13 protein-coding genes and 1 tRNA gene are annotated in these 14,986 nt (G+C 38.5%); all 14 read right to left on the bottom strand.

Annotation, left to right across the window (positions count from 1 at the left end; translation table 11 throughout):
• Positions 1-120: 120 nt before the first annotated feature.
• Entirely contained in the window at positions 121-1,809 is a 1,689-nt protein-coding gene (locus QZR70_RS01955) for a glutamine--tRNA ligase/YqeY domain fusion protein (protein ID WP_285364283.1), read from the bottom strand.
• 82 nt (positions 1,810-1,891) lie between these two features.
• Complete coding sequence (locus QZR70_RS01950) at positions 1,892-2,941, bottom strand: D-glycerate dehydrogenase (protein ID WP_295792719.1); 1,050 nt, start codon at positions 2,939-2,941, stop codon at positions 1,892-1,894.
• Positions 2,942-3,112: 171 nt separating this feature from the next.
• Positions 3,113-3,580 (bottom strand): large conductance mechanosensitive channel protein MscL, encoded by a 468-nt coding sequence (gene mscL / locus QZR70_RS01945; RefSeq protein WP_295792716.1) that lies wholly within the window; start codon positions 3,578-3,580, stop codon positions 3,113-3,115.
• Between the two features lie 257 nt (positions 3,581-3,837).
• Positions 3,838-4,725, bottom strand: a complete 888-nt coding sequence (locus QZR70_RS01940; RefSeq protein ID WP_024064656.1) for a DMT family transporter — start codon at positions 4,723-4,725, stop codon at positions 3,838-3,840.
• A gap of 143 nt (positions 4,726-4,868) precedes the next feature.
• The gene (gene thrC, locus QZR70_RS01935) at positions 4,869-6,368 is read right to left on the bottom strand and encodes a threonine synthase (RefSeq protein WP_295792715.1); all 1,500 of its coding nucleotides are present in this window, start codon (positions 6,366-6,368) and stop codon (positions 4,869-4,871) included.
• Between the two features lie 180 nt (positions 6,369-6,548).
• Positions 6,549-7,490, bottom strand: a complete 942-nt coding sequence (locus QZR70_RS01930; protein WP_295792714.1) for a Dyp-type peroxidase — start codon at positions 7,488-7,490, stop codon at positions 6,549-6,551.
• A gap of 176 nt (positions 7,491-7,666) precedes the next feature.
• Positions 7,667-7,742: transfer RNA gene (locus QZR70_RS01925), tRNA-Lys, on the bottom strand.
• Positions 7,743-7,816: 74 nt separating this feature from the next.
• Complete coding sequence (locus QZR70_RS01920) at positions 7,817-8,119, bottom strand: hypothetical protein (RefSeq protein WP_119206974.1); 303 nt, start codon at positions 8,117-8,119, stop codon at positions 7,817-7,819.
• A 1-nt stretch (position 8,120) separates the two neighbouring features.
• Positions 8,121-9,086 carry a GTP 3',8-cyclase MoaA gene (gene moaA, locus QZR70_RS01915; RefSeq protein ID WP_295792710.1) on the bottom strand — a complete coding sequence of 322 codons (966 nt, stop codon included), beginning with the start codon at positions 9,084-9,086 and terminating at the stop codon, positions 8,121-8,123.
• 25 nt (positions 9,087-9,111) lie between these two features.
• On the bottom strand, positions 9,112-9,552 hold the full coding sequence (locus QZR70_RS01910; RefSeq protein WP_295780554.1) for an MOSC domain-containing protein: 441 nt from the start codon (positions 9,550-9,552) through the stop codon (positions 9,112-9,114).
• 220 nt (positions 9,553-9,772) lie between these two features.
• Entirely contained in the window at positions 9,773-11,101 is a 1,329-nt protein-coding gene (locus tag QZR70_RS01905) for a nucleobase:cation symporter-2 family protein (protein WP_213466912.1), read from the bottom strand.
• 232 nt (positions 11,102-11,333) lie between these two features.
• Positions 11,334-11,951, bottom strand: a complete 618-nt coding sequence (locus QZR70_RS01900) for a cyclodeaminase/cyclohydrolase family protein (protein ID WP_295792708.1) — start codon at positions 11,949-11,951, stop codon at positions 11,334-11,336.
• 159 nt (positions 11,952-12,110) lie between these two features.
• Positions 12,111-13,781: a formate--tetrahydrofolate ligase gene (locus QZR70_RS01895; RefSeq protein ID WP_295792707.1), complete on the bottom strand. Its 1,671-nt coding sequence runs from the start codon at positions 13,779-13,781 to the stop codon at positions 12,111-12,113.
• Positions 13,782-14,064: 283 nt separating this feature from the next.
• Positions 14,065-14,986: SLC13 family permease (locus QZR70_RS01890; RefSeq protein ID WP_295792705.1), on the bottom strand; the 922-nt coding region annotated here is incomplete at its 5' end.

The raw sequence follows: 14,986 nt of genomic DNA, 5'->3' as shown, positions 1-14,986 counted from the left end.
TCTAGTGAAATGTTAATGTCACAAACACTCAACATTTATAGTAACAACACAGTAGTAAAGAACCGCCCTTAGTGGAGCGGTTCTTTATCATTATCTTAGCAACGTATATGACTGACTAAATTATTTCTTTTGTGCCTTAGCCCAGCTATCGCGTAAACCAACAATACGGTTCATTACGATATGATTTGGTGTGCTATCTTTATCAGTTACAAAGTAACCTTGGCGCAAGAATTGGAAATGGTCTCCTGGTACAGTATTAGCAAGACATGCTTCACCTTTACTATGGAATACTTGTAAGGAGTCATGGTTGAAATCGCCCAAGAAGTCTTTACCATCGGAATCTTCTTTAAGTAAATAATCATATAAGCGAGATTCAATATCTACTGCAGTAGATGCTTCAACCCAGTGCAATGTCCCTTTTACCTTACGAGTGCAACCGCTACCGCTCTTAGTTTCTGGATCATATGTACAGTGTATTTCTGTAATATTGCCATTTTCATCTTTAATAACATCAGTACATGTAATGAAGTATGCACCTTTTAAGCGTACTTCTTTACCTGGTGCCAAGCGGAAGAATTTCTTAACTGGCTCTTCCATAAAGTCATTGCGTTCAATGTAGATTTCACGACCGAATACAACTTCACGGTTACCCAACTCTTCATTTTCTGGATTATTTTCAACTGTGCAAAGTTCAGTTTGACCTTCTGGATAGTTCGTAATAACAACTTTCACAGGATCAATAACTACCATAGGACGTGTAGCTTTGAGTTTTAAATCTTCACGGATACAGAACTCAAGCAAAGCAATATCAACAACGCTATCAGCTTTAGCGACGCCAATGCGATCACAGAAATCACGAATTGCTTCTGGCGTGTAACCACGACGACGTAAACCAGAAATAGTAGGCATACGAGGATCATCCCAGCCAGCTACGAGACCAGCTTCCACAAGTGCACGCAATTTACGTTTGGACATAACCATTTTAGTTACATTTAAACGAGCAAACTCAATTTGTTGCGGAATTTCAGTATCATCCCAATCCTCAAGTACCCAATCATACAATGGACGATGAACTTCAAACTCTAAAGTACAGATAGAGTGTGTAACACGTTCAATAGCATCTTCAATAGGATGAGCAAAGTCATACATAGGGTAAATCTTCCACTCATTGCCTGTGTTATGATGTTCTGCATTTACAATACGATAAAGAACAGGGTCGCGCATAACGATATTAGGATGGGCCATGTCGATTTTTGCACGCAATACCTTTTCACCATCAGCGTATTTACCATCTTTCATTTCTTCGAAGAGTTTCAAGTTTTCTTCTACGCTACGATCGCGGTATGGGCTATTAACACCAGGTGTAGAGAAATCGCCACGGGTTTGTTTAATTTCATCAGCCGTTTGATCATCTACATACGCTTTGCCAAGAGTGATTAATTTCTTAGCATATTCGTACATTTGACCAAAATAGTCAGATGCATAACGTGGTTCATCAGCCCAATCAAAGCCGAGCCATTTTACATCTTCCATGATGGAGTTTACGTATTCAACATCTTCTTTTGCAGGATTCGTATCATCAAAACGAAGATTTGTTAAGCCATTGTACTGTTTGCCAATACCAAAGTTAAGACAAATAGATTTAGCATGACCAATATGTAAGTAACCATTTGGTTCTGGTGGGAAGCGAGTTAACACACGACCACCGTATTTGCCAGTTTCGTTATCTTTGTTGATGATAGCTTCGATAAAGTTAACAGATACAACTTCTTCAGGAGCTACAGTTTTTTCAATATCTTTATGTTCCAACGTTCTAACCTCCATAGGATAAATATTCTTTTATTTTACCATATTTTGCATAATACCGCATATCTTTTGAGGTCTTGTGATATTAGTCGAAATCAGCTAAGTCTATACCAGCTTTTTTAAGCTCTTCTAAGGCAGACTCTACATCCATTTCTGGTTTCTTATAGTTAACTTCTTCATTAACACAGGTCTTTAATGGTTTCTTATGAACGCCAGCAATAATATTGTCAGCTGTCAAAATAGACATATCATAACGCGTACGATCAGTATAAGAACCAATATGTGGTACGATAAGACAGTTCTCAACATCCAATAATGGATGATCTGCTGGCAATGGCTCTGGATCAGTTACGTCAAGTGCTGCGTAATCGATTTCACCTGTTTTTAAGGCATTAATCAAAGCATCTGTATCAACGATAGGTCCACGGCCAACATTAACAAACAAAGCAGTATTCTTCATTTTTTTGAAGAATGCTTCATCACACATGTGATATGTTTCATCTGTTAGTGGAGCCATCACACAAACTACATCACTAGTAGCTAACAAGTCATCTAATTCCATATACGTAGTTTTATGAATCTTGTCATCAATACGCTGATTACGATTATGGTATACCACAGTCATACCAAAGGCACGAGCACGACGAGAAATAGATACACCAATAGCCCCCATCCCAATAATGCCAAGGGTACGGCGACTCAAATCAAAGCCTTTAATATTCGATGGTCTTTGAGCCCAACGTCCTTCTTTTACGAAATTAGCATTTTCCAGAATACGACGACTAGCAGTGGCAATCAATGTAAAAGCAAGCTCTGCTACGGTTTCATTAAGAACACCTGGCGTATTGCCATAAGGAATACCTGCTGCCGTTAATTCATCAATTTTTACATTATCATAACCCACAGCTGCTTGAGCAATAACCTTTAAATTAGGTGTATTTTTTACAAGATCACCGTCTACATCTAAAGGGCGAACACACCACAAACCATCCGCATCAACGAGCCATTCCTTTAATGTCTCACGAGGCATTACAGTCTTTTCAGTCCATTGGCGCACATCTACATGCTCTTTTAAATAAGCAATTGCATCTTTACGGACTAAACCGTTTACAACAACTAGAGGTTTTTTTTCCATATGTATAAGTCCTCCAAAAACGTCTTATAATACACGCTCAAGAATTTCGCGTTAAAGTTAATATTATATATTTCTATTATATACTTATATTTTATACTAGAAAGCTGGCGTAATACAACAAAAAGGAGTAAGGCCTAGGCCTTACTCCTTTTATGTAGCTTTAAATTTGAATTATTTCAAATCTGCTGTACAGTTAGGACATTTAACTGCATCAATGTGAATTTCTGTTTTACAGAATGGACATTCTTTAGTTGTAGGTGCTTCAGCTGCCTCTTCTTCTTTCGCACTTTTCATCATTTTAGCTAATGCGCGAACCATCAAGAATACAACGAACGCCAAGATTAAGAATTGAATCAAATCAGTAATGAATGTACCGTATGGCAATACAGAACCAACTGCACGAGCTGTATTAATATCAGCACCAGCCATGAATGCATCTTTAGATGCAGCATTTAATGGCAAGTACAAGTTACTGAAATCAATACCGCCTGTGAACAAGCTGATAATAGGCATGAACAAGTTGCTTACAACGGAGTTAACCAACGCTGTGAAAGCAGCACCAATAATCATACCAATAGCTAGGTCCATCATGTTACCTTTGAATGCAAAAGCTTTAAAATCGTTCAAAAATTCTTTCATGTTCTCACTACTCCTAGATACACTTAATTGAGAATGCGTTAATAACTGTACTAATCATAAAGGAAAGATGAAGAGATGTCAATATTTTTCGATGTAGTTTTTCGAATTTATTTAATATAGTTTTTCATAGATCTATCTAAAATTGTAATAAATCAGTGTTTATGCGTACTTTTCGCACCATGTTAAAAGGTGCCAATCACGAATGTGATCAGCACCCCCACTGTCATACAACGTTTGATATTGTATATATTCGACATTTATTTAATTTTATCCTCTATAACCTTGCCTTCACGCAAAGGACCACTTTGCTCTTTAAGGCGTGCTAGCATAACAGAGGACACAAACATGGCAATACCAGCCCCAACGGTTTCGATGGATAAGCTTTCACCAAAGAACAGAAATCCATAGAAGGAACTAATGAATACGCCAACATATTGTAGAAATTGAGCCACTACAGCATTAGTTGTAACAAAGGCACCAGTCAAGAAGAACTGAGCCACTACACTAATACCACCAATCGCCAAGATGATAAGCCAATCTGTGCCTTGAGGCATAACGAGTTTGTCAGTTGTAACAAGTCCTGCAATCATACCTGTAATCATAAAATACGCCATAATTTCAAAATTACTATGTTTACCTCGCTTAGATATAAGGCGAATCGTTGTATACGCAGCCGCAGATAAAGCAGCCCCTAAAATAGCTACTAAGGCAAACCAAGTAAAGCCAGTAAAGCTAAATGGATTTACCATAACCATTACAGCTACAAAGATCAAAAGAAGCCATTTCCCAGCCCCTTTAGGTACCCGTTCTTTAAGAAATAAGGCGCTAAATATCAATACAAATATACCTGATGTTTGAAATAAAATCGTTGCATCAGATAACTTTAAATGCACTAAGGCAATAAAGTTACAAACCATGCCAAAGCCGCCGTATAAACCGCGCATTAGTAGATGTCCTCTATCCTCTTTAGAGAATCGGATGCCTTGGGTATACATAACGATAAGAACCGCTACAGTACCAAATAAGCCACGGAAAAAGGCAATTTCCCCAGAAGGAATATTAGAGCCTAGCATCTTTACGAATAAATTCATTGTACTCAACAAAAGAGCCGATAACAATGCGTACATAAGGCCTTTTTTAGCCATACTACCTCCCTATACACTTCTACTATAATGTAACTACATAATTACTGTCCTGTATTATCTATATAAGCAATCCGATATACAGAAGATACAGAGTTCACAAAGCCAAAATATATGCCGCCCTTCTAACGAAAGGCGGCATCGTATTATTTAGAGAATGTATCTACAAAATCAAGAATTTCTTGTTTCATATCCTCTTTATCGATTGCTTTTGTGAAACGCAATGGTTTAGATTTCAAAGCTTCCAATTGTTTAGGGAATGCTACACCCGTTACAGCAGAAATATTATCTAAGCTTTCATACGGTGTATCACCCAATTTGATATCTAAAGCCTCGCAAATGGCTGTAGGGAATTTAAATGGATGTGCAGTAGACGCAATAATTGTATGGCGTGCACCATCTTCAGGATGTTTTTCTAATTCCTTCATGTATGCACCCATAGCTACCGCCGTATGAGGGTCCATTACATAACCATAGGAGTTGTACACTTGTTCAATGATGGCTTTTGTTTCTTCGTCATCAACATAAGCACCTGCGAAATTAGCTTTAACACGACTGAACTCTTCTTCATTTACAGTCAATTTACCTGTTGCTTTAAGATCTTTCATCCAACCAGCGGTACGTTCACTATCTTCACCAGAAATATAGTACAAGAAACGTTCAAAGTTGGAGGATTCAAGAATATCCATAGATGGAGAAATCGTTGTATAGAATGGACGATTCATATCGTATGTGCCAGTTTCAAAGAACTCAGTGAGCACATTGTTTTGGTTGGATGCACAAATCAATTTACCAATAGGAATACCCATTTTTTTAGCATAGTACGCAGCCAAGATATTACCAAAGTTACCTGTTGGCACTACTACGTTGAAAGCTTCGTCTTCGTGAATAGCACCTTGTGCTACGAGCTCAGCATAGGCATTTACATAGTACACCACTTGAGGTGCCAAGCGGCCGATGTTAATGGAGTTCGCACTGGAGAACATCACACCTTTTTCCGCAACCTCTTCTGCTGTAGCTTTATCAACGAATAAGCGTTTCAAGAATTGTTGAGCATCATCAAAGTTACCATGAATAGCCGTTACGTTAACGTTCTTCCCTTCTTGCTTTTGCATTTGTTCTGCTTGCATAGGACTTACACCATCTGTTGGGTAGAATACTTGGATATGTGTACCAGGTACATCTTTAAAGCCTTCAAGGGCTGCTTTACCAGTATCACCAGATGTAGCCGTTAAGATAAGAACCTCTTTTTTCTCACCTTCTGCTTCTTTTGCCGCCACCAATAGATATGGGAATAAGGACAACGCCATATCTTTGAAAGCTTGTGTACGGCCGTGGAATAATTCCAGTACAGAAACCTTTTCTAATAAGGAATGTAATGGTGCAATATCACGAGTACTGAAATTAGCATCAGAGTATGCAGAATTGATCATTTCATTTAAATGAGCTTCAGAGAAGCATGGGAACAACTTAGATAATACAATAGCTGCTACCTCTTGATAATTTTTATCTTTCACATCATTGTAAGTTAAGCAGTTTGTAGGGAATAAAGATGGTACATATAGACCACCATCCTCTGCCAAGCCGTGCAACAATGCATATGTTTCATTTACCGCAACGGTACCGCGGGTGCTAGTATAATTCATGGAATACCTCATTCATAACTACAATGGATTTTACGAGTTTAATAGATTTATTATAGCATAAAAGCGCCCCTAAAAGGAGCGCTTCTATAGAGTTTATATGATATTTTCACTCAAATTATATGCTGCTAACAAAACTGAGCATACAAACCATATAAATCATGCATAAACTAGCTATGCGGATTATAATTCGCCTTCTGCAATTGCATCCAATGTATCAAGGGATGGAATGAAGAAGAGCATGCCTGTAATAGGTTTGGAATAATCAAGCAATTTATCATTTTGCGTAAACATATTAGTAAGCATTGTTTTAGTTACATCCCAGTAACGAGCATAGCCAATAAAGTATGTACCGCGTACACCTTGACCCGGTTGAGCAAATGGTACATTCATGCGCACGATTTTATGTTCTTTATCATCGCGATTATCTTGAGACACTACATTATGAGCTGCTGGATCTTTTTCATCATCTTCTAACTCAATATCGCTGAATTTACGACGGCCAATGAACTTTTCTTGCATTTCTGTAGGAAGCGCACGCCACGCATCAAGATCGTGTTCATATTTTTGAGCAAATGCATAAGAGCCATTAATGAATTCAGGATCTTCATCGCCAATAACGCCCCACTCTACAGCTTCTTGACCAACAGGGTTTTCAGTACCATCTACGAAATCAATGATGGCGCGACCTTGTTCATAATGGAAGCCATGAGTTTCATCTACTACAAATGTAATAGGACGTAAGAACTCCATAATTTGATCCACTACAGTATATGTAACGGACTCATCATTGGAACGTACATGTAAGAATAAATCAGCTGCTACAGCTGGTACGTCTTGTTTATCACCTTTAATACCTTGGAAGTCTTCTAACTCTTTTGGTACAGGTGCATTAGGGAATAAATAATCCCATGCTTTACGGCTGAAACCAAAAGCAATGCCCAAACCTTCACCATTTGCACGAATGCTAACAGAGCGTTTAATAGCTTGAATGCGGTCCGCCATATCTTGAATTACTTCTAGCTCAGCGTCACGATCTTTACGATGTAATAATAATGTTGTGAAGTTAACACTTTGTCCAGCATCTTTATACACATCTTGTGTTCTAGAAACATCTACTGCCATAAGAACCTCCTAATGATAAAAACTATTATTATTAATATAATAAACTTTTAATCATTTATTGTCTATAAAATACGTCATAGTAAGTAAATGAAGCATATCCGTCCATAAAGTAGTTGCAGATCATACAAATACTTAAAATATAGAAGAAAAACCCGCACAGTAGTGCGGGTTTATTTTGGTGGACCACCAGGGGTTCGAACCCTGGACACCCTGATTAAGAGTCAGGTGCTCTGCCAGCTGAGCTAGTGGTCCATGACACGACTAATTATATGCCTATTTTATAGGAATGTAAAGAATATTTATTACATTCCTATAAAACATATACATCAATATTGCCTTAGCCAATCCTTCATCGTATTACAAGCCTCTGTAGGGAGTATATCACTAGTTCCTACACAGTCAGCACCACTATACAGTTGAAGAACGCTATGCGTACGGCTTACTTCTTTGACGATAATATCTGTCACATCTGCCTTTGGCACATTAAATTGCAATCCATAACGCCCCTTGTAGGTAATGACAGCAGATTGTGTATCGTATTCGATATGGACTTGAAGCATCTTGCCACCAGGCCAACATTCTTCAATATGTTCCTTTGATCTTGGTTTTAGAAAATCAAAAAATCCCATATTATCCTCCAATGCGCCACATAGGACGTTCTGGTTGTTCCATACCTACGCCATCATGACGTTCTTGCTTTCGTTGCAACGCACGTTCAATATGCAAAGCTAAGTCTTCCTCTGTGGCCCCATTGCGCACAAGAGATACAAGATCAGCCTCATCATCACGCAACAAGCATAAACGCATTTGCCCATCTGATGTAAGACGTACGCGATTACATGTATCACAGTAGCTATGAGACATAGAAAAGATGAAGCCTACAGCCTTTCCACTTGGCAACGCTAAATACGTAGCAGGACCAAAACCATACACAGAGTGAACCTCTGTAAGAGGCCCCCCACTTACACGTTCCAATTGAGCTCGCCACTCATCAAAGGTCGGTCCATGGAATGCATCACCTTGGAATGGCATGTATTCTATAAATCGCCATACAACAGGCCATTTTTCTACATACTGTAACAAAGATTTGACTTCTTCATCAGACCAATGACGAGATAATACAGTATTAATCTTTACGGATTTAAAGTTTGCATTAATAGCACTGCGAATACCATCGAGCACAGAATCCAGCTGACCTTCTTTGCCTACACATGTAGCAAAGGCATCACTTTCAAGAGAATCAAGACTAATATTCACTCGGTTCAATCCAAGTTTTTTCAATCGTTGTGCTCGAGATGCGAGTAAGCTACCATTCGTAGTCATGGAGATATCTTCAAACCAACCAGTATCCTTAATACGGGTTAAAAGCTCTTCAATATGAGGATACAACAATGGCTCGCCGCCAGTTAAGCGCACTGCTTTCACGCCGATACGATGGAAAGCACCTAAAATAGTCATCCATTCATCAACTGATAATAATTGTGTTTGACTTTGAGGTGTAATTTCAGCAGGTCGGCAATAGGGACAACAAAAATTACACGCATCTGTCAATGACAGACGTACATATTCAATTGTACGGCCCCATGCGTCTTTCATAACACACCTCGTTTATAATACAAAGCTATTTAATAATAGATACTTCATCACCTACGTGAATCGTACCATTTTTAAGGACTTTACCAAAGATTCCTTGTGTAGGCATGATACAAGATCCTACTTGTTTCATGATTTCACAACCATGATGACATTCCTTACCAATTTGGGTGATTTCAAGAATAACATCACTGCCAACTTGTAATTGAGTGCCTACAGCTAATTCATAAAGCACCATGCCTTCAACAGTGATATTTTCTGCAAAATCACCAGGTTTAACATCCGCCCCTTGAGCGCGCATATGATCTATACTTGCAATGCCAAGCAAGCTGATTTGACGATGCCAGTTACCTGCGTGCGCATCACCTTCCATACCGTGATCTACAATAAGATTAGCGGATTCAATATTATGTTTCTTTTGCCCTTTTTTCTCACTAATAGAGATAGCAATAATTTTTCCGTCTGCCATGTAACCCTTCCCTTCTTATGGGAACATACCATATATACATAACTTTATTTCAACATGTAATTGCAGCCATTTTTTTATGATTCTCGTATTACTGAAAGCACCACAAAATTATTCTACAATTATCTATTTATTATAGCATAGTATTCATACAAATTTCCTATGAATTTAATCACTAAAAAAGAACTCTGCTCCAAGGAACAGAGTTCTCATATAATATGTCTTATCGGCGACCCATTTCTTTAATTTCATCACCACGATTAACACCATTAAGTAGTAAATTCAGCAAAATTGCCATAATACTACCAAAGGTAATGCCAGATTTTAAAATAATTTGTGCCCAAGCAGGGAAATTAGCATAAAAGTTTGGCGCTGCAATAGGGATCATAGCCACACCAATACTAATTGCTACAAGCATTAAATTATGATTACCTTCAAAGCTAACCTTGCCTAAAGAACGAATACCACTAGCAACAATCATACCAAACATGGCAATACCAGCGCCACCTAATACGGCATTTGGAATACTAGCTACGATGGCCGCTAATTTAGGGAATAATCCCAACAAAATCAAAATCACACCAGAGGCAGCAACTACAAAGCGGCTCTTAACACCCGTTACAGCAATAAGGCCCACGTTTTGAGCAAATGCTGTATATGGGAAGCTATTAAGAATACCACCGATAATAGTGGATACCCCATCAGCACGAATGATAGATGCCAATTCTTTACGTCCAATTGGCTTATCTACGATTTCACCAATCGCAATACTGTCACCTGTGGTTTCAACCATAACAACAAGCATTACGATAATCATGGAAAGAACAGAAGCCCAATCAAAGGTTGGTAAACCGAAATAGAAAGGTTCAATAACTGCAATCCAGCTGGAACGTCCAACTTCGTCAAAGTTTGTAACACCCATGGCAAAAGCTATAGCTGTACCTGCAATTAAACCAATTAATACAGACAGATTACTGAAGAAACCTTTTGCAAATTTGTAAACGAATACAACAATTAAGAATGTAAGGAACCCGAGTCCAATATTAGTAAAACTACCAAATTGTGGATTCCCTACACCACCGCCCATCCAGTTAATAGCAACTGGCATCAAGTTAATACCGATAATAGTAATAATTGTACCTGTAACTACAGGTGGGAATAGTCGAATAAGACGACTAAAGAATGGCGCTATCAAGAATGTAAATAAACCGGCTACGATAATGGCACCGTAAATAGCAGTCATACCATGCTGGGCACCAATCATCGCCATAGGGCCTACAGATGCAAAGGTAACCCCTTGGATCATTGGAATACGTCCACCAATGTTACCAAAACCTAACGTCTGGATTAATGTGGCAACACCGCAAGTAAATAAGTCCGCTGTAATTAAGCGAATCAAATCTTCCACAGGTAAATGCATGGCCTGTGCCACGATAATAGGTACGGCAACAGCGCCTGCATACATGGCCAATACGTGCTGTAAACCAAAGGCAAAGAGCTGTGGTATCGGCAGCATACTATCGACCGTATTCATTTGTTTTTGATCTGTCATAATGTCTCCTACATCAAACCTCGAAATAACACCCATTTATTTTACACTATCGTTCGGATTTTAACAATACAAAAAGAGAGCTTATTATTTCTAAAAGCAATAATAAGTCCTCTCTTTTGGTTTTTCCGAACATTACATTTCTAAAAATGTAAATCGTTCGAAATTATTCAGGATTATTTATAAATATATCCAGTCGTACATATAGTTGTTTTAATATGCTATTTTTAGCTAGTTATGCATATAAACCTATAATAGCCGCCTCTTTAGCATCAAGATCTTTTTCAATAGCATTCATTTTTGCAGTTATATCAGTTACAAACACTTCATCTTTAATTCCAGATAAATTGATACGTACATTTAAGAATGCCGCCTTTACGGCAGCACGAGCATTAATAGCAGCAATAATACCATCGGTAATGAGGTTTTGATTGCCCTTGCGAGATGCCAAATCCGCTAAATCAAAGATCTGATACGCTAACTCACCAATTTCAAAGGGCACCATAGCCGCATCTTTATAGGCTTGCTGAATAGCTGCACTGCGTGTAGCCTTTTCTTCATCAGTATTCTTTGGCAAACCTAATGCATTCATAAAGATATTAAATACATCCGCATCAGCTTGAGACAACTCAAGCATGCGATTACGAATGGCCTCTGCTTTACCTTGAAGGTCTTTCATTTCAGATTGAACCTCTTCATACCCTTTTTTACCAAAGGTTAAGTTTGCCACCATTTCAGCTAATGCAGCGCCCGTTGCAGCTGTTAAAGCCGCAATGGCACCACCACCAGGTGTCGGCTCTTTAGATGCAGTAGCGGCTACAAAGTCACTCACTTTTTGTTCTACCAATTTCATATCTATACCCCATGTAAAGGAGATAACAAGAGGAACCTTGTTATCTCCCTATAATTACTATAAAACTGTAACAGTTAAAACAATAAAACGCTATAACTCTAATTAAAATTAGTCTTACAGGTTAATCTTTTTAGAAAGACTAACTATAAGTATTTAATATTAGAATAAACCTTTAATCGTACCATCTGCTTCTATATCCATGTTGAGAGCTGCAGGGCGTTTAGGAAGACCTGGCATAACCATTACATCACCTGTACGGCATACGATAAAGCCAGCCCCATTGGCAACGCGAATATCGGATACAGTGATAGTAAAGCCCTTTGGTGCACCGAGCAACGCAGGATTATCAGACAAGGAATATTGTGTTTTCGCCATACATACAGGCAGCCGATCGAGACCCCAATCTGCTAATTGTTTAATTTGCTTTTTAGCTTTATCTGTAAAGATAACGCCATCGCCACCATAAATGGTTTTAACGATTTTATTTACCTTTTCTTCTAAGCTATCTTCTAAAGCATATACAAATTTAGGTGTTGGTTTAGAACCTTCAAGCAATTCAACGACCTTTTTCGCCATATCGATGCCGCCTTCGCCGCCCTTTTCCCAACACTCATTAAGCTCAACAGGTACGCCAAATTCATTACACAAACGAGTTAACTCAGCGATTTCCGCATCTGTATCGGTAGCAAATTTATTGATCGCTACTAGTACAGGCACATTGAAGTAACGCATGTTTTCGATTGCTTTTTGTAAGTTGCTGAAACCTTTAGTAACAGCTTCAACATTTTCTGTATTAAGCTCTTGTTTTGGTACGCCACCATGCATTTTAAGAGCTCGTAATGTAGCTACGATAACGATTGTATCAGGGAAAATATCGCCGTAACGACATTTAATGTCGAGGAACTTTTCAGCGCCTAAATCAGCACCGAAGCCTGCTTCTGTAACTACGATATCACCTAATTTAAGGCCCAGTTTTGTAGCTACGATGGAGTTACAACCATGCGCGATATTCGCAAACGGACCACCATGAACGATGGCTGGTGTATGTTCTAAGGTTTGTACGAGATTTGGTTTGATAGCATCTTTCATAAGAAGGGCCATCGCACCTTGGCAACCAAGTTGATGAACATAAACAGGCTCACCTGCTAAATTACAACCGATTACAATGCGACCAAAACGTTCTTTTAAATCTTCTAAATCTTTAGCTAAGCAAAGAATAGCCATGATTTCAGAAGCAACAGTAATCATGAAGTGATCTTCGCGAGGGAAACCACATACTTTACCACCAAGAGCAACCGTTACATTGCGAAGAGCACGGTCGTTCATATCTAGAACACGAGTCCAGGATAATTGACGCAAATCGATTTGCAATTCATTACCTTGATGGATATGGTTGTCGATCATAGCGGACAATAAATTGTTTGCCGACGTAATGGCATGCATATCACCTGTAAAGTGAAGGTTGATATCATCCATAGGTACAACTTGGGCATAACCGCCGCCTGCTGCACCACCTTTAATACCAAATACAGGGCCTAAAGATGGCTCACGCAATGTAGCAATAGCATTTTTACCGATTTTTTGTAAACCTTGTACGAGACCAATACTCGTTGTAGACTTACCTTCCCCTGCTGGTGTCGGTGTAATAGCCGTAACAAGCACCAATTTACCATCTGGTTTGGATTCTAAACGACGAATGGCATCAAAGGAAATCTTCGCTTTATAATGACCATACTGTTCTATATCATCAGGTGTTAAACCGCATTTATCGGCAATAACCTGAATCTTTTCCATTTTATTCTGTTGGGCAATCTCAATATCGCTTAACATAAAGCCTCCTCGGCACAATGGCCACATTAAACCTATATAACAACTATAAGACATATACTATTTTTAAAATTTGTCTACTGTGAATGTATATTTATACACTTACATTACTCTATTATATGTGAAAGTCTCTTGATTGTCTAATAGTAATCACTAACAAATTTAGTAATATGTCTAATATGTATAAGTTATCTAATATGTTTCTCCCTACCTATTACTCATATGAGAAAGAGCCCTAATGTTACATACATTAGGGCTCTTTCTAAAGAAGAATTATTTTATCTTATTAGAATGGGAATAAGATTGGTAACAAAATAAGTGCTACTATACTAGATACTACAATAAGTGGTAAACCAGCTTTCACATAATCCATGAAGCTATAACCAGCTATATTGTATACCATAGTGTTGGCAGGCATACCAATCGGTGTAGCATATGCTAAAGAGCTAGCAATTACGATAGCTGCAAGCACTGCTTTTGGATCAAATCCAAGTTGAGCCGCTAAGCTAAGACCGATAGGAACTAGCAAGGCACATGTTGCCGTATTAGACATAAAGTTTGTCATAAATACGCCAAGCACAAAGATTACTACTAGCACAACGATTGGAGATGGACTAGCACCAAGACTATTTACGATAATATCCGCAATTACAGAACCAGTACCGGTTTTAACCATTGCATCCCCAAGGGCCATAGAGCCAGCGAAGAGCATGATCGTTTTCATATCGATAGATCTAACAGCTGCACTTTCACTAATAACATTAGTAGCTACTAATACGAGAGCACCTACCCAAGCACTCACATAAAGTTTTACGCCCAATTGTTTTTCAAAAATCATAGCAGCGACGGTCAAAATCAATATGATTGCAGCAGTCCATTTCTTCCAAGATGGCACATGACTATAATCATCATTACCTTCAAAAGCACCATCTGGTTGATGACTTGGAGTATCTGGTAAGAAACGTTTACCAATTGTAGCATAGAATATAGTGCCTACGATAAGGATTGGTAAACCTACTAGACCATAATCGAAGAAATTAAAGGAGCCTAAGCCTGCTTGTTGTAATCCTGCTTGAGCAATCATATTACCAGGAGCGCCGATAAGAGAGATATTACCACCCATAGCCGCTGCAAATACGAGAGGCATCAATAGTTTAGTTTGTTTAAAACCACTTTTTTTACAAATACCGATAATTACAGGAATCAGT

The organism is uncultured Veillonella sp. (assembly GCF_900545205.1).
GTDB lineage: Bacteria > Bacillota > Negativicutes > Veillonellales > Veillonellaceae > Veillonella.
Note: the sequence above shows the minus strand (reverse complement) of the source record. Positions and strands in the feature narration are given on the sequence as shown.